The sequence below is a fragment of the Rothia sp. P5764 genome (assembly GCF_048512965.1).
Lineage (GTDB): Bacteria > Actinomycetota > Actinomycetes > Actinomycetales > Micrococcaceae > Rothia.
The window spans coordinates 80,448-101,995 of sequence record NZ_JBLXXQ010000004.1; the positions used below are offsets into that span (position 1 = coordinate 80,448).

Genomic DNA, 21,548 nt, shown 5'->3' on the forward strand with positions numbered 1-21,548 from the left:
GGTTAGGTCAGATCCATGTAGCGGTCTAGCCCAAGGGCCAGACCGGGGTGGGAGGCAACCTGCCGAACACCCAGAAGGACACCGGGCATAAAGCTGGTGCGCTCAAAAGAATCGTGGCGGATCACCAGCTGCTGGCCAGGATCACCCAGCAGGATTTCCTGGTGTGCAGTCAGACCGCGCAGACGCACAGCGTGGACGTTAACGCCCTCTACACGGGCACCGCGTGAGCCGCCCTCATCGGTTTCTGTGGCGTCGGGTGACTGGCCCACACCGGCGGCTCTGCGAGCCTCAGCAATTTTCTTGGCGGTATGGGCGGCAGTACCGGAGGGGGCATCAACCTTATTGGGGTGGTGCATCTCGATGACCTCAACGGACTCAAAGTACTTAGCCGCTTTAGCTGCAAACTCTGTTGCAAGAATCGAGCCGATAGCAAAGTTGGGGGCGATAAGCACACCAACCTGCGGGTGCTCAGCTAGCAGAGCCTCAAGGGAGGCCAGACGCCCCTCGGTCCAGCCGGTAGTACCCACAACAGCATGGATACCGTGCTCCACTGCGAAACGAACATTAGTCTCGGTAGCGGCAGGAACAGTCAGGTCAATCATGACTTCAGCGCCGTGCTCAAGGAGGAGGTCCAGGGAATCATCTCGGCCCAGGGCAGCAACCAGATCCATATCCGCAGCGGTGTTCACCGCCTTAACAGCCTCAGCCCCCATGCGACCTGCGGCTCCCACCACAGCGACTTTCCATACCTTGCTCATGTGTTTCCCTCATAATAGCTAGTAAACAGTGCGGGTAAGCCAGACACTACCCGCATATGACGCGTGGTGATGGCAGGCCATACGCTAACGAGTCACATCACTACTCTAGCCAACAGGACCAGGCTACGCACCCCAACCTGGGCAGACCCAGCGTATTCACCGCAACCAGGACAGGTGGAAAATACCGCAAGCTGCCAGCTGCTATTGCCTAACATACTCAAGCCCCCAGGCACAGAAGCGACCAACACCTCTCCGGCTATAGCGTCAAAACCCCACCTAGCTCTTACACTAGATAGGGTGCCCTAGCACAGCTGACTATGACCCCCTAAGGACCCATGAAAGACGACCACGTTTTTTACTCCGATGTTCACCCACCCGAAGGCCAGGGTCATTTTGTCCTGCGCGGGTTGGACGGTATCCGTGCGCTCGCCGTCCTGCTGGTGGTTATCTACCATTTCTGGCCCCAGCACCTACCCGGTGGAATGATCGGTGTCGATATCTTCTTCGTCATTTCCGGCTACCTGATTACCGCGCTCCTACTGCGCGAAGGCGCCTACACCGGAAAAATGGATATTGTCTCCTTCTGGATCCGTCGCTTACGCCGCCTTGTCCCGGCTTTTGCTTGGCTCAGCCTGGTTGTGGGCGCGCTGGCACTACTTGTGGGAGGGGACGCTCAAGTCGGGCTAGGCCGCCAGATTCTGGGCGCTTTTACCTACTCATCTAACTGGCTATTGATCGGTGCCGGTAACGACTACTTTGTGCAGACCTCACCTGAGCTGATGACCAACTTCTGGTCGCTGGCTCTTGAAGAGCAGTTCTACTTCTTCTGGCCGGTCATTATGGTCTTCGTCTTCATGTTCACCGCCAAATGGTGGCAGCGGGCGCTGGTTCCGGCAATTTTAGGTGTGCTCTCATTACTCACAGCACTGGTTCTCACTTTCATCGGTGCCTCCACAACCCGCCTCTACTACGGTACGGACACCCACCTCTACGGGCTGATGCTCGGCGTTCTTCTGGCCATGTTGGTGCCCTGGTCTATGTACCCGCCGGTTGACCCCCGCCTTTATGACCATGTGGGCTACGGCAACGGAATCTGGGGCTGGATCCGCCAGCTCATCGGGTGGGCTTGCCTGGGGCTGGTCTTCCCCCTGGCCCTGGCTCTGACCGATCAGCGCCCAAGCCTGCTCATCCCCTGGGGCCTACTGGCAGGGTCTCTATTAGGTCTTGGCATGATTCAGGCGCTTCTACCCGATGTGCGCGGTGGCACCAGCAACCTCTTTAGAGGCTTACTTTCGCTCTACCCCCTCGTGTGGGTAGGTCAGCGTTCCTACGGCATCTACCTGTGGCACTGGCCGCTCATGGTCCTCGCCCACTACACCTTCGGTGCCGCACGCTCCCCCTGGGTAAACGGCGGAGTTCTTATGCTAACGCTGGTGATTGCGGGACTGTCCTACATTTATATTGAACAGCCGGTTCGTAAACTGGGTTTCCGCGGTGCAATTACAGCCTGGCTTTCCGCTATGTTCGTTCCCGGCCAGAGAACCCTGCCGCTGGCTTCAGCGGCGCTCACTGCGGTTGTGCTCATTTGCACGGTTTTTGCAGTTCGCACAGCGCCAACTATGACCGAGGCCCAGGCTGTCGTCGCAGCAGGGGAAAACTACACCGCGTCAGAGAACCCATCACGGGCGCCCGAAGCCACAGAAACCCAAGTAGCTGAGACCAGCGAAGAAAGCCACACCCCCAGCCCCTCCCCCAGCGCGACTGCAGATCTTCTACCGGCTACTGCTGAGGGCCAAAGCGTCACCATCGTTGGGGACTCAGTCACCTTGGCTTCTGCGGCTGCGCTCGGGCAGGCAATGCCACTTGCAAGGGTTAATGCCGAGGTCTCCCGCACCAGTTCAGCGGCCCTACCTCTCATCGAGCAAATGACCAAGGACAGCCAGACAGGCCAGGTACTGGTTCTTTCTGTGACCGCTAACTCAACATTCACACTGGAGCAACTGGAAACACTCAAAGCTACCGTTTCACCCGATGGCCAGCGAAAGATTGTGCTGGTAACAGGTCTGGGGCCAGCAAACCTCACCTGGATAGAGCCCTCCAACAAGGTCATCCGTGAATTTGCGCAGAAGAACCCCGGCACCGTCTTTATTGCTGACTGGCAGGCCGCAGCAAGCGGACACCCGGAGTACCTTGTCTCTGATGGCGTACACCCCCAGGGACAGGGCCTTACGGTCTACGCCTCAACTGTTAAAGCGGCGGTAGCGCAAGCGGTTGCCGCCAACCGGCCCTAGTCCTCTGCCGTCCATCACCCTGACATTGCGGGTAAAGCTAAAGCCCCCCCCTGTTATCAGGGAGGGGCTTTGATCATTTGCTATTTCACAATGGTAGTGACCCATTCCTGCTTGGATAGGAAAGCCGCAAGCTCTTGAACCTCTTCGAGGGTAACAGATCGGATCCCCTCTAGGAGCTCGTCAAGGCTCCGGAATTGGCCTGAATCCAGTTCTGCACGACCCAGACGACTCATCCGGGACCCCGCGTCTTCGCTCCCCAGAATGGTTCCGCCACCCAGCTGCCCGAGCACCTTATCCAGCTCGTCCTGGGTGAGCCCGTCACGGACCAATTCATCAAAGGTTGAGCGCATGAGCTCACCTACCTGCTGGGTCTTAGCCGGTAGGCACCCGGCGTACATACCGAAGTAGCCCGCATCGGAGTAGGAGCCGCTAAAGGAGAAAGTGGAGTAGGCAAGGCCACGTTTTTCGCGGATTTCCTGGAAAAGGCGGGAGGACATTCCACCACCCAGGGCGCTATTGAGCACGCTCATCACATACCGGCGGTCATCGCCAGCTACCAGTCCGGGGCAACCCATCACAATGTTGGTTTGCTCGAACCCTTTATCCAGGGTCCGCTCCCGAGCGCCCGGAACAATAACTGCCTGCTGGCGGGACCGGCGAGGTTCCGGGGCCTTCCCCTCGGTGAGGTCCCAGCCCCGGTTGTCCAGTGATTCGAGAACTAGCTGAACGATATGTGAGTGGTTTAGGCTGCCCGCTGCAGAAATAACCAGCCTGTCCGGGGTGTAGAACTTCTTGTAGTGTTCCCAGACCTTATCGCGGGCTACTTCTGTAATCTCCTGAGGGGTACCACCGATAGGTCGCCCCAGAGGGTTCTGCCCCATGAGCTGTTCAATAAAGGATTCAAAAGCAACGTCGGTGGGGTCATCTTGGTCCATAGCGATTTCTTCCAGGATGACACCGCGCTCCTGTTCTAAGAGCTCAGGGTCCAGTACCGCGCCAGTCACCATATCAGCGATAAGGTCGATTGCCATAGCGGTGTCGTCATCGAGCACACGCGCATAGTAGCAGGTGTGTTCTTTAGCGGTCAGCGCATTGGACTCACCACCTACGCGGTCAAAGGCATGGGCTATATCTAATGCTGTACGGCTGGGGGTACCCTTGAACAGAAGGTGTTCTAAGAAGTGCGTAGAACCCAGCATGCCGGGCTGTTCATCGCGGGAGCCAACGCCCACCCAAAAGCCAAGAGAAATACTGCGCTGGGAGGGCATACGTTCAGTAATCACGCGAACGCCACCGGGTAAGACGCTACGGCGAACCTCGTTACCGCCTTCCCCCACATAGATCAGACGACCATTCAGATAATCAAGCTCACCGGCGAGATCCGCCAGGGTGATGGGTAGTTCTATGGGCATAGTGCGCTTTCTATAGATCAGACATATCCAGGCATATACCTTACCGGAGCAAACACAAAACCTAGTGCTGTGACTTGACGGGCTAGGTACACAAGGGCAGTCATCAAGGATAGTAATATGGCAAGGTATATTCGCAGAACTACTGGCTGAGGCCCTACCCAAGCCCTAGGAACCTGAAGTCAGCCCCTAAAGGAAGATAAAGCAAGCCCCTGACAAGGCATACTTGTTCAAACAGCATGTGATGAGTCAAGGTTTTGCTGGCAGGGCGAATCTCCGCGATTGCAAGGTTTCAACCGTTTGACTTATAAAGAGGGAAACTCATCGAGTGATGAGTTTCCCTCTTTATTCTTTAGCGACAGGGCATCGACCTAAGTCAAAATCCTGCTTTTAGCCTTCAGTGGCTTCGCTGTCTTCTTCCGCAACAACCGGAATCAGTGACAGCTTGCCACGGTCGTCAATCTTGGCGATCTCAACCTGAACCTTCTGCCCTACACCGACGACATCTTCAACGTCGTCAACGCGCTTGCCATCATTGAGCTTACGAAGCTCGCTAATGTGAAGCAGGCCGTCCTTGCCGGGGGTCAAAGATACGAAAGCGCCGAAGGCAGTTGTCTTCACAACGGTACCCAGGTAGCGTTCGCCAATCTCAGGAACCTGAGGATTAGCAATGGCATTGATAGCTGCGCGAGCTGCTTCCGCGGACGGGCCATCGGTTGCACCGATGTAGACGGTGCCGTCATCTTCGATAGAGATGTCGGTCCCGGTCTCTTCCTGGATCTGGTTGATCATCTTGCCCTTGGGCCCGATGACCTCACCAATCTTGGCAACGGGAACCTTCACCGAAATCACGCGGGGCGCAAAGTCGCTCATCTCGTCGGGAGCGTCAATGGCGGCATTGATAACTTCCAAGATGTGCAGGCGTGCTTCGCGTGCCTGGGTCAGGGCACCGGCCAGAACCGAGGCGGGAATACCGTCCAGCTTGGTATCAAGCTGGATAGCAGTCACGAACTCACTGGTACCCGCTACCTTGAAGTCCATATCTCCCAGCGCATCTTCTGCACCGAGGATATCGGTGAGAGCTGCATAGCGAGTTTCGCCGTTGACCTCATCGGAGACAAGGCCCATAGCGATACCCGCTACAGGTGCACGCAGGGGCACACCTGCGTTGAGCAGGGAAAGGGTTGAAGCGCAAACTGAGCCCATGGAGGTTGAACCATTGGAGCCCAAGGCTTCTGACACCTGGCGGATTGCGTAGGGAAAATCCTCGCGGTCCGGAAGGACCGGAGTGATGGCACGCTCGGCCAGGGCACCGTGACCGATTTCGCGTCGTTTGGGGGAACCAACGCGACCGGTTTCACCTGTGGAATAGGGTGGGAAGTTGTAGTGGTGGATGTAGCGCTTGGACTTGACCGGGTAGAGTGAGTCCAGCTGCTGTTCCATTTTAAGCATATTTAGCGTAGTCACACCCATAATTTGGGTTTCACCACGCTCGAAAATTGCTGAGCCGTGTACGCGAGGCAGAACCTCAACCTCGGCGGTGAGCTGACGGATATCGGTCAGGCCGCGGCCATCGATACGAACCTGCTCTGTCAGAATTCGCTGACGTACAAGGTGCTTGCTCAGGGCGTTGAATGCTGCGTTAACTTCGTCTTCGCGGCCTTCAAATTCTTTACCTTCGCCAGCGAGTGCTTCGAGAACTTCCTGCTGAAGGTTAGCAGATGCCAGTTCGCGCTCCTGCTTACCTGCGATGGAGTAGACCTCCACGATCTTGGGTTCAAAAGCCTTGACGGCTTCATCTACCTCTGCGGCACGTTCGCCAAAGATGGGGAGTTCCATAGCGGGCTTGCCTGCGCGTGCAGCCAGGTCTGACTGGGCCTTGCACAGAGCGGCGATGAAAGGCTTTGCGGCTTCTAGGCCCTCAGAGACAATCTCTTCGGTGGGTGCGGTGGCACCGTTTTCCTTGATGAGCTTCCAGGAGGTATCGGTAGCTTCAGCCTCAACCATCATGATGGCAACGTCTTCGGTACCGTCTGCCTTAGTCACGACGCGACCGGCAACGGCCATGTCGAAGACCGCGTTCTCAAGCTGGGAGAACTTGGGGAAGCAGACCCACTGGTCATCTATCAAGGCAATACGTACGCCGCCGATGGGGCCAGCGAAGGGTGCACCTGAAAGGGTGGTGGAGCAGGATGCGGCGTTGATAGCTACAGTGTTGTAGATTTCATCGGGGTCGATGGTCAGAACGGTAACAACAACCTGGACCTCGTTGCGGATACCCTTCTTGAAGACAGGGCGCAGAGGGCGGTCAATCAGACGCGCAGCCAGGATCGCTTCGGTTGAGGGGCGGCCCTCGCGGCGGAAGAAGGAGCCGGGAATCTTACCGGCTGCGTACATACGCTCTTCAACGTCTACGGTGAGAGGGAAGAAGTCAAAACCTTCTCGGGGGCTCTTGCCAACGGCGGTGGCCGAGAGCAGGGTCGTATCTTCGTCGATAGTGACCAGAGCTGCGCCAGCTGCCTGCTGGGCTAGGCGGCCTGTTTCAAAGCGTACAAGGCGCTTTCCAAACTTGCCGTTGTCGATGATTGCTTCTGCAAATTGAATTTCGGGACCTTCCAAGGTTCCTCCGTTTCCTTATCTGCGCCGCGCTGCTGGTCATCGATTGAGGCTCACAGTGGGAGCACCCTTGCCGGGTGTCTTCTGTAAACCGCTACCGAGGACCGTGACAATGCGCGACGACTTCGTAGTTTATGTTGATGTTCTCTTGGGAGAACTATAAGGGCGTCACTGCCCCACACTGACTCCGTGTTCCAAGGAACCCGAAGTTACTGGTGGATTACAGTGGCGCCCTCACTCTGGTGCAGCCTTCGCCTTAGCGACGGATACCGAGGCGTTCGATAAGTGCACGGTAACGTTCAATATCGATGCTCTTGAGGTAGCCCAGCAGGTTACGGCGACGACCAACAAGGATCATGAGGCCACGACGTGAGTGGTGGTCATGCTTGTGGAACTTGAGATGTTCGGTCAGGTCGGTGATGCGACGAGTCAGAACTGCAACCTGAACCTCGGGTGAACCGGTGTCACCTTCGTGGGTTGCGTATTCCTTCATGATTTCTTGCTTGATGGCGGGATCGAGTGCCACTTTATAACTCCTAGAGTTAGTGCCGTGTACGGCCCGACTAGTGTTTACTAGCGGGAGCAAAAATCTAACGATTTTTGTATTCTGACTGCCACGGACCGCAGTCGAAGAATATTTACTTGGTTAACCCCACTAAGGGGCCACTCTCAAGGCTATAGCAAAGCGGTGCGGGGTTTCAAGACGGGCTTCTCACTATTTAGTGTGAGTATATCTACCTTTGTATGCAGTTTACTCGTAGAGCGGGAGAGCGCTGATACTGTAGCCCTCCCCGCTGGTAGATACAGATCCTTCATCAGGGTAGTTACCGAACCAGTCCGGTGCGATAGAGAAGTCCCAGTTAATATAGTAAGAGCTGGCCTGCCCTACCTGGGACAGACCCTTAAACCATGTGAGTTGGAAAGGAATTGATACCTTTTCCATGTAGTTATCGGCTTTCTTAGCCAAGAGGCGGTAAGGAACTTGGGAACGAATCTCTACAAGGCGCTCTACCCCTGACCCAATGGTCTGGGTTTCAGATGCGGAAGCTTTCGTGACGGTGGCGGTTGATTTGACTCCACTGGCACTCACCACAAAGGCGGCAGAACCGACGACTTCCTCTACCTTAAAGGCGGTAACGGTGCCTAGCTCTGCGGGGGGAACAACTTGCCATTGCCCTGAATTGATGCTGTAGGAGGTTCCGCCGCCGGAGCTATCAGGCTCCCCAAAAGCCGTAAACGACTTCGTTCCGGTAACAGTAATAGTTACAGCGGGTACAATCGTGTTGGAACTGGGTGAGACCTGACCCGAAGGGTTTGATGCTGCGTACGCCGGGATAGTAGTAGAAGCAACCACAGCAGGAATAGACCAGGCTGCGCCCTTTGTTACTGTTCGACGGGTTAGATTTTCTGTCATTTGATTCTTTCGCTCTATGTAAACGGTATACGCAACGAACCCAAACGTCAGTTCTAAGCTCATTTTACCCACCGGGTGAGTTTAAAAACCTTGAGCAGTAACCAAACAGAAACTTTTGCAAGCTTTCTCAACCGCTTCAATCCTAACAGTCTAAAACTATGGATTTTTGTCATGACGGGGTTGCCGACTTTCCTCATCAGGGGAAGAGTCCCCAGGTCGGGCCTTTACTGTTAGGAGGCTGAATACGAACCGATACCCCTTTGTTCATTCGCTCAAACCCAATTTTCACATCACTTCACAGCTCAAGCCTTACAAACATGGCGGTTACTCTTGGGTAGCCCATTGAGGACTATATAATTTAACAATGACTTCACGAGATCAAACCAATGTTGAATCATTTGATTTAGACCACACCCTCGTTCTTGCGCCGTATGTGCGCGTCGCAGGACGAAAAGAACTACCCGGAGGGGACGTCCTCATCAAATACGATGTCCGCTTCTGCCAGCCCAATAAAGAGCACCTGGGCATGAAGGCTATCCACTCGATTGAGCATATGACCGCGCACCATATGCGCAACCACACCGACGCTCTCATCGACTTTTCCCCTATGGGCTGCCAAACCGGTTTCTACGCCCTGACCCTGGGGCTCGAACCCGAGGCCTTTATGGCTATCCTTGAAGCCACCATGAACGATCTGCTTCGGGCGACAGAGGTCCCTGCGGCCAATGAGGTTCAGTGCGGCTGGGGTGCTAACCACTCACTGCAAGAAGCCCAAGAAGCTGTGCGGATCTTCCTTGACCGTAAAGATAAATGGGCGCAGGTGATGGCCTAGTGTCCGCTCCTACCTTCAAAGGCTTCGACCGTGCCACTATCGTTCAGGTGGCAATGGATGAAGAGGCAGCGCCCTTCCTTGAAACTACTGAAGAAGCTGGCTCCGCTTTCACCGTGGGTGAGGCAGTTTTCTACCCCCGTACCTACACGACGGACAGCGAAGAGCACCCCATTCTGCTGGTGCGTTCTAAGATCGGCTTGGTCAACGCGTCCACGGCCCTGAGCCTGGCGCTTTCAGTGGTTGCCAACCCCACCGCAGTTATCTCTGCCGGTACAGCCGGTGGCCTACGGGCCGACGTGGAGGTAGGCGATTTGGCGGTAGGCACCGACTACACCTACACCGACGCAGATGCCACAGCATTTGGCTACGCCTACGGTCAGGTTCCCGGTATGCCAGCTAGCTATAGTTCCGATGCGGCACTGGTTGATAAGGCCCGGCAGGCTGCTGCCAGCTACACCGGCCAAGGCAAGCCCCTGTTCGGTACGATGCTGGCTGGTGGCTCTTTCGTAACTGCTCATAATGTCAAGGACACCCGGGAGATTTTCCCCCAGGCACTATCCACAGACATGGAAACCACCGCGCTGGCACAAATTTGTGCTAGCCGTTCAATTCCTTTCATCGCTATCCGTGGTATTTCGGATCTCTGCGGCCCCGCAGCCGATCAGGACTTCCACATGGATGCCCCCATCGTAGCGGCTAGGAGCGCCCAGCTCGTCCTAGCCCTCCTGACTATCTAGGAGATAACCTGTGCAAAACCATACACTGCGCGATGGTACTTCCATCCCGCCCCTGGGCCTAGGGACCTACCCTCTCAGTAACGCAGAGTCAGAGGTTGCCGTATCGGAAGCCATCGTCAGGGGGTACCGTCTCATTGATACGGCGGTCAATTACGGCAATGAAGTAGGAGTAGGAAAAGGGGTCCTGCGCTCTGGTGTGGACCGTCAAGAAATCTTCGTTCAGTCCAAGCTCCCCGGTCGTGACCACGGCCACGATAGTGCCTTCAGATCCCTGGAAGGCACACTCAAGCGCATGGGTCTTGACTATCTTGATGCCTACCTCATTCACTGGCCCAACCCCTCCCAGGGGCTCTACCTAGAAACCTGGAAGGCACTGATCCAGATGCAAGAGCAGGGGCTGGTGCGCACCATCGGTGTCTCGAACTTCTTACCAGAGCACATTGACCTCCTAGTTAAAGAAACAGGGGTTACCCCCACTATCAACCAGATCGAGCTCCACCCCTACTCCCAGAAACGGGAGTGGGCCAGCTACAACCGTCAGAAGGCTATCCTTACGCAGTGCTGGTCGCCGCTGGGGCGGAAGACCCGCCTACTCAAGGACCCAAGCCTGGCAGAGATAGCTCAAAACATCGGAAGGACACCGGCCCAGGTTATCCTCCGCTGGGAAGTTCAAAAGGCACACCTGCCCCTACCCAAATCAGCTCACACCCGGCGCATGGAAGAAAATCTGGATGTCTTCAGCTGGGAACTCACCCAAGAGCAGATGTCCACCATTGATGATTTAGAAGCGGGCCTTGGCCGGGGTTTTGACCCCGCCACCCACGAAGAAATGTAAGCCCCAAGGACGCAACCGCCCCGGCAGAGTATTTTCTGCCGGGGCGGTAGTCTGTCGTCTGGTCTGTGCTGAACTCTAGCTCAGGATCTGCCGAGCCTGTTCAACATCCTGATACATCTGCTCCACTAGAGCTTCGACGCCCGTATAGGCAACCATGCCCCGCAAGAAAGCGACGAACTCCAAGGTGATCTGCTGCCCGTAGAGGTTAAAGTCCTCAACTTTTTCGTCAGTCCGATCGATGACGTGGGCTTCCACCTGGCGGGTGGTAATTCCTTCAAAGGTGGGGTTAGTTCCCACAGAAATGGCAACAGGGTGCCGAATTTCCTGCTCATCAATCAGCCAGCCTGCATAAACACCATCAGCAGGAACCAAGCCCTTGGAATCGGCCGACAGGTTGGCGGTGGGGAACCCGAGTTCACGACCCCGAGCGGCACCGTGGACGACTTCACCGCGCATGTAGTGGGACCGGCCCAGCAGGGAGCCGGCTTCCGCTACTCTGCCCTGTCCAAGGAGCTGACGGATAGCGGTAGAAGAACAGCGGCTGGCATCGGACACCAGAAGATCCTCAACAACCACAACATCAAAACCGAAACGCTGGCCCAACTCCTTCATGGTTGCCAGGTTGCCTGAGTTATTGGTGCCGAATCGAACGTCATCACCGATGACAACGCACCGAGCATCCAGCGCGTCAACAAAGGTGCGGGTCACAAATTCTTCTGGAGTCTGAGCAGCAAAGTCAAGGTCGTAGTGCAGGAGCAGATAAACATCGACGCCCAGTTCAGCCATAACCGCTTGGCGGTCCTTCTGCCCCATGATATCGACGTGCGACCCCGCCGGCCCGTGAACCACCGCAGGGTGCGGGTCAAAGGAAACAGCAACAGAGGTCAACCCGCGCTCTTGTGCCGTAGCCACCAGCGTAGAGAGTACCTTCTGGTGCCCGATATGAACACCATCAAAGTTGCCGATGGTGACCACGGTAGGCCCGTAGCCAGCGGGAATCTGGGCGAGGTCGGTGTAGCGCTTCACTGTGCTCCTTGTGGGTTGCTGCTGGTGTCTATCCTACGTGCTGATACCGGTCCATAAAGAACCAGCCTAGCTCCGCCCGTCATGCGCTGTCTTACCAGGACGAGCCTTATTGAGCCACCAGAGCCCAATCATGGGTAGGACAAGAGGAACGTACCCGTAGCCCGACCCAAAGTGAGACCATACGGAGGCTAGAGCAAAGTGCTGGGGCTGAAGGTAGGAGAATATACCGACCAGCAAAACACCAGCCATCTCGGTCCCTACCGCCAGCAGTGAGACTTTCCAAGCGCCCTGGCCCCTACGGGAGAGCGCCAGAGTAGCCACCAGGTAAATTAAAGCCGAAAGCGCCGAGAGGCTGATAGAAAGCGGAGCTTCATCAAACTTACGAATCACCTGGTACAGTGCTCGTGCACCCGCTGAAAGGGTAAAGATGCCGTAAAAGACTACCAGTAAGCGGCCAAAGCCCTTAGCCGGGGCAGATACCTGGTGCGGTGAAGTGGAGGGTGCCATCTGTGTATCCTCAGTATCGGTTTAGTAGTAGTACCAGAGCATATTCATGCGGTGAACCATGATGATCAAGACCGGGCCGGTGAGCCCCAGAACCAGTGTCGACCACCGGGTGCGCTCCGCCAAAGACCAGATAAAGGTGCCCACCGGAATAATCATGGCTGTCACCAGATAGCCATAGTACTCCAACCAGTCCCCGCTCGGCCCATCGGTCACTGCCTGCATAATGATAGAGCCGACCAGGTAGACCAGTAGGAAAGCCTCGAGAATTAGAACCGAGCCCTGGCTGAAGTCATCGGGTGCCCGTCCTCGCAAGAAAGCCAGCAGGCAGACCAGAAAAGATAGGGTTCCCAGCCCAAGGCAGACCCAAAACCACAGGTCAAGTCCAGCAATTATCATTGTGTTCTCTCGTTCCTAGAAAGTTCTACCGGCTTCAAAGACAAGCACAGGGGCGGCTAGGTCTTCACCGCGGAACCGGGTGTTCTCGATGAGAGCGACCAGGGTTCCATCGGGGGCAAAAGCCGCTACGATGCCTTCGGTGGTGGGTTTATCGTGGCCGCCTCTTGAGCCACCGGCACTGCTGTGCCGCTTGGCCTGTTCGGCACCAGCGCTAGGGCTAATCCTGCGCCCGTTGGACAGGTCGGTAGCCTCTTGGGCATTTACAAGACGCTCACCGAACAGTCGGCGGGCGGCCTCCTCGAGAGCAAGCAGCGGAAGGGGCTGTTCTGCTTCACGCCCGGCAATCAGAGTGTCCAGGCTATGAGCATCCTCAGCCCTAATCTCACCGATAGCGGTGCGGCGCAGGGCAGTCAGGTGGGCGCCAACCCCCAGTGCCTTTCCCATATCGCGTGCCAGAGCCCGGATATAGGTACCCGCCGAGCAGATAACCGTCACCCGGACATCGAGGACGTCATATTCATTCTGTTCTTGCTGTCCAGATCCCTTTTCTACGGCCTCTCCCGCCGGGGACTCAGCAGAAGGAACCGGGTAGGTGGCAGTGAGCCGGTCAAGGCCCTCCACCTCAAAGCTGTGGACCGTCACCGGCCTGGCCTCTAGCTCAACGGCCTCGCCGGAACGGACCCGAGCATAAGACCGAACGCCGTTCACCTTAATGGCAGACACCGCGCTGGGCACCTGCATGATATCGCCGGTCAAAGCCGCTACCTGTTCAGCAATCAGCTCATCGGTCAGGGCTTCAAGAGCGCCGGCAGGAGCCAAAGCAGTAACCTGGCCTTCGGCGTCGTCGGTAAGCGTCGATACGCCCAAGCGAATAGTTGCCGTATAGGTTTTGCTTTCTCCTACCACCCAGGTCAGTAGCTTGGTTGCCTTATTGACGCCCAAAATCAGCACCCCGGTTGCCATAGGATCCAGGGTGCCAGCATGGCCTACCTTGCGGGTCCCTGCAAGCCATCGCATCTTAGAGACAACATCGTGGCTGGTCATACCCGCAGGTTTATCGACGATAATCAGGCCAGAAGGGCCGGTCGGTGCTTTCTTAGCCACGGTCTCTAGGCTTCGTCCTCGTCAGTTTCAGCAATCTTGTAAGCGTCCTCACCAGCTGCGTACTCGGCGCCCTCACGGGCGGCGGCAAGCTCGGCGTCGCGTTCCTTAGTCTGGCGGAGCAGATCTTCGATGTGAGCGGCGTTCACCGGCACCTCATCGGGTACAAAGGTGAGGGTTGGGGTCAGACGGGCGGTGATGTTCTTACCGACTTCTGCCCGCAAGATACCCTTAGCTGACTCAAGAGCGGCGCGGGTTGAAGCCTGTTCCTCTTCGCTCCCAAAAACGGTGTAGTAGACCGTTGCGTGCTGCAGGTCGTTGGTGACCCGGGCATCTGTGACGGTAATAAAGCCCAAACGTGGGTCTTTAATGCGGCGCTCAAGCGCCTGGGCAACAATGACCTTGATACGGTCTGCTAGGCGGGCGGCGCGTGCCGGATCTGCCATGGTGTTCTCCTTGATGTGAAAGTTTATTCTGCTTCTATAAATTGTAGTGGGGTGGGGTAATCGTCAAACGACTACCCCACCCCTTTCCTAGGTCTTATCTAAAGACTAGACGCGCGGCTTTTCCTGCATCTCCCAGGTTTCAATGACGTCGCCGTCCTTGATGTCGTTGAAGGAGCCCAGGCCGATACCACATTCGAAGCCCTCACGGACCTCGGTAGCATCGTCCTTGAAGCGGCGCAGGGACTCAATGGTGAGGTTATCTGCAACCACCGAACCATCACGCACCAGGCGCGCCTTGGAGTTGCGCTTGATAACGCCTGACTTGACGATTGAACCTGCGATATTGCCCCACTTGGAGGAACGGAATACCTCGCGGACCTCGGCTGAACCCAGTTCAACCTCTTCGTACTCGGGTTTGAGCATACCCTTGACGGCTGCCTCGACCTCTTCGATAGCACGGTAGATCACGGAGTAGAACTTCATTTCTACGCCTTCGCTATCGGCCAGTTCTGCAACGCGCTCTGCCGGGCGGACGTTGAAGCCAATGATGATGGCGTTGTCAACGGTTGCCAGGTTGACGTCGTTCTGGGTGATAGCACCAACACCGCGGTGGATAACGCGAAGCTGAACTTCGTCGCCACCGGCGTCAATCTTCATAAGTGACTCTTCCAGCGCTTCAACAGCACCGGAAACGTCGCCCTTGATGATCAGGTTGAGAGTGTCCATCTTGCCTTCAGCCACAGCGGCATCGAAGGATTCAAGAGTGACTCGCTTACGGCGCTTAGCCAGCTGGGCGTTGCGGTCAGCGGCTTCACGCTTCTCAGCGATCTGGCGGGCTGTACGCTCTTCCTCAGTTGCCAGGAAGGTGTCACCTGCACGGGGCACGGAGTTGAGGCCAAGCACCTGGACGGGGCGTGAAGGGCCAGCTTCTTCAACGCTGGTGCCGTTCTCATCGAACATGGCACGAACGCGACCGTAGGCTGAACCGGCAACGATAGCATCACCGATACGCAGGGTACCGGACTGAACCAGAACGGTAGCTACAGCACCGCGGCCCTTATCGAGGTTAGCTTCAATAGCTACACCGCGGGCTTCCTTGTTGGGGTTAGCCTTCAGTTCCAGAGCGCCATCGGCGGTCAGGGTAACAGCGGTGAGCAGTTCGTCGATGTTCTTCCCCTGGCGGGCAGAAACATCGATAAACATGGTGTCGCCACCGTACTCTTCAGGAATCAGGCCATATTCGGTGAGCTGACCGCGAATCTTTTCGGGGTTAGCGCCTTCCTTATCGATCTTGTTGACAGCAACAACGATCGGCACGTCAGCAGCCTGAGCGTGGTTGAGAGCTTCAACGGTTTGGGGCATGACGCCGTCATCGGCAGCTACCACGAGGATAGCGATGTCGGTGACCTTAGCACCACGGGCACGCATAGCGGTGAAGGCTTCGTGACCGGGGGTATCGATAAAGGTCAGGTAGCGTTCTTCACCATCTACCTCGGTGTGAATCTGGTAGGCACCAATGTGCTGGGTAATGCCACCGGCTTCCCCGTCAATGACGTTGGTGTTACGGATAGCATCGAGCAGGCGGGTCTTACCGTGGTCAACGTGACCCATCACGGTAACAACCGGTGAGCGAACTTCCAGTACTGCATCGTCTTCAGCGTCAGCTTCGGCATCAAGGTTGATGTCAAAGGATTCAAGGAGCTCACGCTCTTCATCTTCGGGAGATACGATCTTAACGACGTAGCCCAGCTCAGCGCCAAGTAGCTCGAAGGTTTCCTCATCGAGTGACTGGGTCTGAGTAGCCATTTCACCCAGGTGAATCAGAACGGTAACCAGTGCGGCTGCGTTTGCACCTATTTTCTCGGCGAAGTCCATGAGCGATGCACCGCGACGCATACGAATCTCGGTAGTGCCGTCACCGTGGGGTACAGCGACGCCACCAATGGTAGGCTGCCTCAGCTGCTCTTCACGGCGCAGAGCTGACTTAGTCTTGCCCTTCTTGCGCTTACCGCCACCGCGTCCGAAAGCACCCTGAGCGTTACCGCGACCGGCACCGGGGCCACCACGACCGGGGCCGCGGTTGAAACCGCCACCACCGTTACCGCCACCGGGTCCACCTGAGCCACGGCGAGGGCCGCCACCGGCAGGAGCACTAGCAGCACCGCGAGCACCGACATTGCCGCTCATCTTGGTGGGCATCATGTTGGGTGAGGGGCGGTTGCCACCACCAGCGGGGCGAGGAGCGCCACCACCGGCGGGACGGGGGCCTGCTGCACCTGCACCTGCGGGGCGAGGGGCCTTGTTACGGCCACCTGCGGGGCGAGGAGCGCCGCCACCGGCAGGACGGGGACCGCCGGGGTTATTAGCACCGCGGGGGTTGCGTCCACCTACGGGGCGGGGGCCGCCTGAGCGACCGCCTTCTGAGCGTTCATTACGCTTGCCCATGCCCTGGGAGGGGGCGAAGGGGTTGTTGCCGGGGCGTGGGCCGGGTTTAGCACCGGCTGGCTTGGGAGCACCGGGCTTAGGGGCACCGGGCTTGGGAGCAGACATGCCCTGGGTCGGTGCGAAGGGGTTGTTGCCGGGGCGGGGGCCAGCAGGTTTGCTGGTTTCTGCCTTGTCGGCAGCAGGCTGTGTGGCAGCTTCTGCCTGAGGTTTGGCGGCTGGCGCTGCGGCTGACTTGGGCGTTGCGGCAGGCTTGGGAGCTGCGGGTGCAGCGGCAGCAGGCTTGGGTGCAGATGTCTTTGCTTCGGTCTTGGCACCGGGAGCGGCAGGCTTCTTGGCCTCTGCCTTCTTTTCTGAGGCTTCTGCCTGAGCAGCTGCCTGAGGGAAAGCTGCGCGTAGTTTTTTAACTACCGGAGCTTCCAAAGTTGATGATGCTCCCTTGACGAATTCGCCAAGTTCTTGAAGCTTTGCGACGGCTTCTTTTGAGGGGATTCCGAGCTCTTTAGCGATCTCGTGAACGCGGGGCTTAGCCACTTTTCTCCTGTTCTGGTTCGCACCAGGACAGGGGCGAACCTTCAGTTTGTGTGAGGTTTGAGCTTATATAAAGCTATTTTTTTGCCGGTTGGCGAGCACAGGTTAGTACTCATTGCGCGGCACTCATTGGGTTTCCATCAGTTTTCTGACTCGCTTTCTTACAAGGTAAGTCGTCAAACCCGTTGACTTATATGGTTCGCCAGCCCGAGAAACGGGCCGTCAACCGGTGAGCTCGGCTTATGCTTTGATCACCAGTTCGGCGGTATCCACCCGGGTTCTGAATGCTCTGGCAAAGGCACCCTTTTTGAGTGCTTTGGTCAGACATGCTTCGGTCAGGTGGAGCCAGGCTCCACGCCCCGGGAGGCTTTTGTCCCTATCAAAGACTGCCCTGGGTGGGGCGGTGCCTCTGAGGGCAATTCGTGTGAGGTCAGCTTGTGCTGCGGTGGTTCGACAGCCGATGCAGGTGCGGACGGGGGTGTGCAGCTTTGGTTGCTCCCTTCATGTGTTCGCCCGGCTGTACGCCCTGGGGCCTGGCCGGTTAGCTAGCTGTTACGAGACCAGCATTAAGCACTGGGTCTTGTGACCTCTATAGCCAGTTTAGCCCCCTTGCGGGGGCTAACGGCAATTATGTTAGTTAGCTCTCGTCCGAGCCGTCTCCCTCGGCGGGGGTAGCAGCTGCTTGAGCTGCTGCCATAGCTGCCTCATATTTGGAGGCCGAGATGATGTCAATACGCCAGCCGGTCAGTTTTGCGGCCAGTCGAGCATTTTGCCCTTCCTTACCGATAGCAAGTGAGAGCTGGTCATCGGGAACGATGGCGCGTGCAGAGAAAGTCTTACGTTCGGTCACGGTGACCTCACTAACCCGTGCGGGTGACAGGGCAGCTGCGATGAACTCTTCGGGTGAGTCTGAGTAGTCAACGATATCTATTTTCTCGTTGTTCAGCTCCCCCATGACAGCGCGCACGCGGGCACCCATTTCACCGATGCAGGATCCCTTAGGGTTAATGCCGGGCTTAGTTGCCCGAACTGCGATCTTGGTGCGGTGCCCGGCTTCGCGGGCAATGGCCATAATCTCTACTGATCCGTCGGCAATTTCGGGCACTTCGTGCTCGAAGAGGCGGCGCACAAGGTTGGGGTGCGAGCGTGACAGAACAATGGAGGGGCCCTTAGGCCCGCGGCGGGCCTCGAGAACATAGGCACGCAGGCGGGTGTTGTGGGTGTAGCGCTCACCGGGGACCTGTTCAGCGGTCGGGAGGACGGCTTCGAGGGTGCCCAAATCAACGTGAATCATCCGGGGGTTGGGGCCCTGCTGGATGACACCGGAAATCAGCTGGCCTTCGCGGTCCTTGTATTCGCCCAGGACGGCGGAGTCCTGTGCATCACGCAGGCGCTGCTGAATGACCTGGCGGGCGGTAGAAGCCGCGATACGGCCAAAGTTTTTAGGAGTATCGTCAAACTCACCGATTATCTGGTCGTTTTCATCGAGCTCAGGCGCCCAGATGGTGACGGTGCCGCTGGAGCGGTCAATCTCTGCTCGTGAACCGCGAATCGCGCCGATCTGCTTCTGGTAAGCCAAAAGAAGGGCACTTTCGATCATTGGGATCAGGTGGTCGATCGAGATATCGCGCTCTTTTTCGAGCAGGCGAAGGTTGCTCAAATCAATGTCCATGGTGGGCCCTTCCGTGTAATACGGTGCCGGGGCTCATAGGCTCCGGCACCGCTTTCGGTGTATGTTCGCACGGCGTACCGTGCGGCCTCAATATGTTGAGAGGTGGTCGTTTTGTTTTTATTCTACCGAGTACTTGCTAACGGTTGAATTCAATTTCTACTTTTGCGGAAGAAATTGTGGCCCAGGGTAGGGTCTGCGCGTCGCGGTAGCTTTCGGGCTGACCCTTTTTGGTCTCTTTCTTGCGGCGCACCACGGGGCCTTCTTCGGTGACGAAGTCGAGCCGGGCTAAGTAGGTTTCCCCGTCGGTCTGGCTGATTGCCAGGAGCCTGTCAATGGAGCGTTTCCAGTGGCGGGTTTCGGTCAGCGGGCTGGTCACTCCCCGTGAAGATACTTCAAGCAGGTAGGGAACCTCGCCGTCATCAGCTGAGTCAAGCGCTTGGGAGAGAGCCTGTGAAACCTCAGCGATAGTGTCAAGGGAAAGGGCGTCTGTACGATCTTCGGGGTAGTCAAGCACGATTTCAAGGGTGCGGTTAGCTCCTTTACCCCTGAGGGCCAGTTTCTCCAGCACCAGCTTGAACTGACCTTCAACGACTTCGGTTACTACCGGACGAACGCTTTCAAGGCTTACAAAGCTCTCTGCTGGGGCTCTTTGGGTGATACCTTCTTGGGCTCGGGCCGCTGCTCGACGTTCCCGCGCATTGGGAGCCTCTTTCTTACCGGCTTTTGGTCCTGCCATGATCCTTCCCTTTCTGCGAGCGTATCTGGGTCTTCTAAATCCCTAAGCCTACCAGGGTGAGCTGAAGCCAGATTTTTTTTGGCACAATGGTGGGTAAACTCCCCCTCTTGAAAGGCCCGCTCTATGTCTCGTTTTCTCCGCCCGCTCATTACCTTGCTGGCCTGCCTGCTAGCTGTTTTTCTGGTTATGGGCTGGCAGGGCATACAGCGGCAGGAAGGAATCAAAGCTGATCTGGCCGGCCAAATTACTATTGCCCTTGAGCTAAAGACGCTACGTGAGGCCGCTGAAGCCGAAGGCCAAGATATTTTGGTTACTGCCCTTGATGATTCCCTGGCGCAGCTAGCTCCCGCCGCACGTGATTTTGCTGAAAGTTCGCAGGCTGAACCGCTCCCCCAGCAACTTACAGCAAGCGCCGACGCTCTTGTGCAATTTGGTCTTGAAACAGACTCCCTTGAAGACAGAGCTCACGCGCTGACTGCTGTCACCCGCTTATGGAGTGCAGCTCTTAGCGAGGGAATAACCGACAATAAGTACCCGGCTGCCCTAGCCCAAAAGATCAAGGAGCTGGAGAACTTCACCTGCACTAACCCCCAGGTCGAAGCGCCGGAACCGTCATCTTCCCTTGAGCAGATGCAGGAGGTGCTTTACCGGATTAACTATGCCTCTGAGGTCTACGCCGCCCGCGCAGACAAGGGCTACACCGGTCTAGCAGCAAAGGCCCGAACTCTAGCCCAGCAGAGCGCCGCCCTGCGCGATACAGTGACCCCCGCCCTCATCTGTAGCCAGCGCCTTGAAGCAATACAGCCCTCCTACCCCACGGTTGCCCCAGAACAAGCAGAGAGCCAACTCCGTGACCTGACCGCAACCCTGCCAGCCCTCTCTATGGCGGTTTTTTCCGATCCCGCAGTGAGTACCGCAGAAGACTCCATCGAAGTCATTGCTCTAGCTCTAGCGCTCCACACCTTGGATTAGCGACCAGCCAGAATATCTGCCCCAAGCTTCAGTATCAGTGCGCTGACCACAATCACCATCATGAAGCGAATAAAACTGTTACCGCGCGCCATAGCCGTACGCGCGCCCAGGTAGCCGCCGACCATATTTGCTATGCCCAGCATGAGACCGAGCGCCCACACTTGTTGACCTGACGCAGCAAAAAGCACCAGGGCACCTAGATTGGTGGCCGCATTAATAATCTTTGTTTGAGCACTTGCTTGCAGGAAGCTATACCCCATCAGACCAACCAGAACGACCATCAGAAAAGAACCTGTACCCGGGCCTAAGAGCCCATCGTAGAAACCAATAGCCGCACCGGCCCCCAGGCCCACCATCAGGTGTTTAAGGCCCCGGTATTTCAATTCTGTTGAACCGCCTAAGGAGGGCTTAAAAACGGTGTAGAGCAGGACCGCTAAAAGGGCCACCACAATAATAGGTTTGAAGAACTCCTGCGGTAGAGCGGTCGCAAGCACCGCACCGGCCATACTGGTCACAAAAGCTAGGCAGGCAGCTGGCACAGTAGTACGAATATCAATGGGGGTTCTTCGCACATAGGTCACCGCACTGGTCAGGGTACCAAAAACCGACCCCAGCTTATTGACAGCAAGCGCTTGGACCGGGCTTAAGCCGGGCACCAGAAGCAGGGCAGGCAGCTGTATCATGCCACCGCCGCCTACTAGAGCATCAACCCAGCCTGCGCCTAGGGCCGCTACCAGAAGCAAGCAAATGCTCAGGGGGTTAAGCCCCAGCCCATCAAGCCCCAGAGCACCAAGGATATCCACGGGTTGGCGTCCTCTCTACCCCAC

20 protein-coding genes are annotated in these 21,548 nt (G+C 56.9%); 5 read left to right on the top strand and 15 right to left on the bottom strand.

Going from position 1 to position 21,548, the window contains the following annotated elements:
- Positions 1–2: 2 nt before the first annotated feature.
- Positions 3–758, bottom strand: coding sequence for a 4-hydroxy-tetrahydrodipicolinate reductase (dapB, locus tag ACN08Y_RS07090; RefSeq protein ID WP_419112228.1), 756 nt, complete (start codon positions 756–758; stop codon positions 3–5).
- A gap of 335 nt (positions 759–1,093) precedes the next feature.
- Here dapB and ACN08Y_RS07095 point away from each other — a divergent pair, with 335 nt between their 5' ends.
- The gene (locus ACN08Y_RS07095; RefSeq protein WP_419112229.1) at positions 1,094–3,049 is read left to right on the top strand and encodes an acyltransferase family protein; all 1,956 of its coding nucleotides are present in this window, start codon (positions 1,094–1,096) and stop codon (positions 3,047–3,049) included.
- A gap of 80 nt (positions 3,050–3,129) precedes the next feature.
- Here ACN08Y_RS07095 and ACN08Y_RS07100 read toward each other — a convergent pair whose 3' ends face one another.
- The 4 genes from ACN08Y_RS07100 to ACN08Y_RS07115 all read right to left on the bottom strand — a co-directional run bounded on the left by ACN08Y_RS07100 (position 3,130) and on the right by ACN08Y_RS07115 (position 8,488).
- Positions 3,130–4,461, bottom strand: coding sequence for a M16 family metallopeptidase (locus ACN08Y_RS07100; RefSeq protein ID WP_419112230.1), 1,332 nt, complete (start codon positions 4,459–4,461; stop codon positions 3,130–3,132).
- 387 nt (positions 4,462–4,848) lie between these two features.
- A complete protein-coding gene (locus tag ACN08Y_RS07105; protein ID WP_419105155.1) occupies positions 4,849–7,077 on the bottom strand; it encodes a polyribonucleotide nucleotidyltransferase in 2,229 nt (742 codons plus the stop codon).
- 253 nt (positions 7,078–7,330) lie between these two features.
- The gene (gene rpsO / locus ACN08Y_RS07110; RefSeq protein ID WP_419100185.1) at positions 7,331–7,600 is read right to left on the bottom strand and encodes a 30S ribosomal protein S15; all 270 of its coding nucleotides are present in this window, start codon (positions 7,598–7,600) and stop codon (positions 7,331–7,333) included.
- A gap of 225 nt (positions 7,601–7,825) precedes the next feature.
- On the bottom strand, positions 7,826–8,488 hold the full coding sequence (locus ACN08Y_RS07115; RefSeq protein WP_419112231.1) for a hypothetical protein: 663 nt from the start codon (positions 8,486–8,488) through the stop codon (positions 7,826–7,828).
- A 364-nt stretch (positions 8,489–8,852) separates the two neighbouring features.
- Here ACN08Y_RS07115 and ACN08Y_RS07120 point away from each other — a divergent pair, with 364 nt between their 5' ends.
- From ACN08Y_RS07120 to ACN08Y_RS07130, 3 genes are read left to right on the top strand one after another with little or no spacing between them, the layout of a single operon-like run.
- Positions 8,853–9,320, top strand: a complete 468-nt coding sequence (locus tag ACN08Y_RS07120) for an S-ribosylhomocysteine lyase (protein WP_419112232.1) — start codon at positions 8,853–8,855, stop codon at positions 9,318–9,320.
- Positions 9,320–10,057, top strand: a complete 738-nt coding sequence (gene mtnN, locus ACN08Y_RS07125) for a 5'-methylthioadenosine/S-adenosylhomocysteine nucleosidase (protein WP_419112233.1) — start codon at positions 9,320–9,322, stop codon at positions 10,055–10,057. The genes ACN08Y_RS07120 and mtnN overlap by 1 nt, the downstream gene beginning before the upstream one ends.
- Positions 10,058–10,067: 10 nt before the next feature.
- Positions 10,068–10,892, top strand: a complete 825-nt coding sequence (locus ACN08Y_RS07130) for an aldo/keto reductase (protein WP_419112234.1) — start codon at positions 10,068–10,070, stop codon at positions 10,890–10,892.
- Between the two features lie 75 nt (positions 10,893–10,967).
- Here the strand turns inward: ACN08Y_RS07130 and ACN08Y_RS07135 are convergent, their stop codons facing one another.
- From ACN08Y_RS07135 to rimP, 9 genes are all read right to left on the bottom strand, one after another.
- A complete protein-coding gene (locus ACN08Y_RS07135; RefSeq protein ID WP_419112235.1) occupies positions 10,968–11,918 on the bottom strand; it encodes a bifunctional riboflavin kinase/FAD synthetase in 951 nt (316 codons plus the stop codon).
- A 66-nt stretch (positions 11,919–11,984) separates the two neighbouring features.
- Positions 11,985–12,425: a hypothetical protein gene (locus tag ACN08Y_RS07140; RefSeq protein WP_419112236.1), complete on the bottom strand. Its 441-nt coding sequence runs from the start codon at positions 12,423–12,425 to the stop codon at positions 11,985–11,987.
- A gap of 21 nt (positions 12,426–12,446) precedes the next feature.
- Entirely contained in the window at positions 12,447–12,821 is a 375-nt protein-coding gene (locus ACN08Y_RS07145) for a hypothetical protein (RefSeq protein ID WP_419100192.1), read from the bottom strand.
- A gap of 15 nt (positions 12,822–12,836) precedes the next feature.
- On the bottom strand, positions 12,837–13,925 hold the full coding sequence (gene truB, locus ACN08Y_RS07150) for a tRNA pseudouridine(55) synthase TruB (protein ID WP_419112237.1): 1,089 nt from the start codon (positions 13,923–13,925) through the stop codon (positions 12,837–12,839).
- A 5-nt stretch (positions 13,926–13,930) separates the two neighbouring features.
- Positions 13,931–14,368: a 30S ribosome-binding factor RbfA gene (gene rbfA, locus ACN08Y_RS07155; RefSeq protein ID WP_419105161.1), complete on the bottom strand. Its 438-nt coding sequence runs from the start codon at positions 14,366–14,368 to the stop codon at positions 13,931–13,933.
- Between the two features lie 105 nt (positions 14,369–14,473).
- Complete coding sequence (gene infB / locus ACN08Y_RS07160) at positions 14,474–17,344, bottom strand: translation initiation factor IF-2 (RefSeq protein ID WP_419112238.1); 2,871 nt, start codon at positions 17,342–17,344, stop codon at positions 14,474–14,476.
- 237 nt (positions 17,345–17,581) lie between these two features.
- Positions 17,582–17,827 carry a YlxR family protein gene (locus ACN08Y_RS07165; protein ID WP_419100244.1) on the bottom strand — a complete coding sequence of 82 codons (246 nt, stop codon included), beginning with the start codon at positions 17,825–17,827 and terminating at the stop codon, positions 17,582–17,584.
- Between the two features lie 151 nt (positions 17,828–17,978).
- Complete coding sequence (nusA, locus tag ACN08Y_RS07170) at positions 17,979–19,013, bottom strand: transcription termination factor NusA (RefSeq protein WP_419100196.1); 1,035 nt, start codon at positions 19,011–19,013, stop codon at positions 17,979–17,981.
- Between the two features lie 136 nt (positions 19,014–19,149).
- Positions 19,150–19,749, bottom strand: coding sequence for a ribosome maturation factor RimP (gene rimP, locus ACN08Y_RS07175; RefSeq protein WP_419100197.1), 600 nt, complete (start codon positions 19,747–19,749; stop codon positions 19,150–19,152).
- 123 nt (positions 19,750–19,872) lie between these two features.
- On the opposite strand from rimP, the gene ACN08Y_RS07180 reads away from it, so the two are divergent.
- A complete protein-coding gene (locus ACN08Y_RS07180) occupies positions 19,873–20,721 on the top strand; it encodes a hypothetical protein (RefSeq protein WP_419112239.1) in 849 nt (282 codons plus the stop codon).
- Here ACN08Y_RS07180 and ACN08Y_RS07185 read toward each other — a convergent pair.
- The gene (locus ACN08Y_RS07185; protein WP_419100199.1) at positions 20,718–21,524 is read right to left on the bottom strand and encodes a TSUP family transporter; all 807 of its coding nucleotides are present in this window, start codon (positions 21,522–21,524) and stop codon (positions 20,718–20,720) included. The genes ACN08Y_RS07180 and ACN08Y_RS07185 overlap by 4 nt on opposite strands.
- Positions 21,525–21,548: the final 24 nt, after the last annotated feature.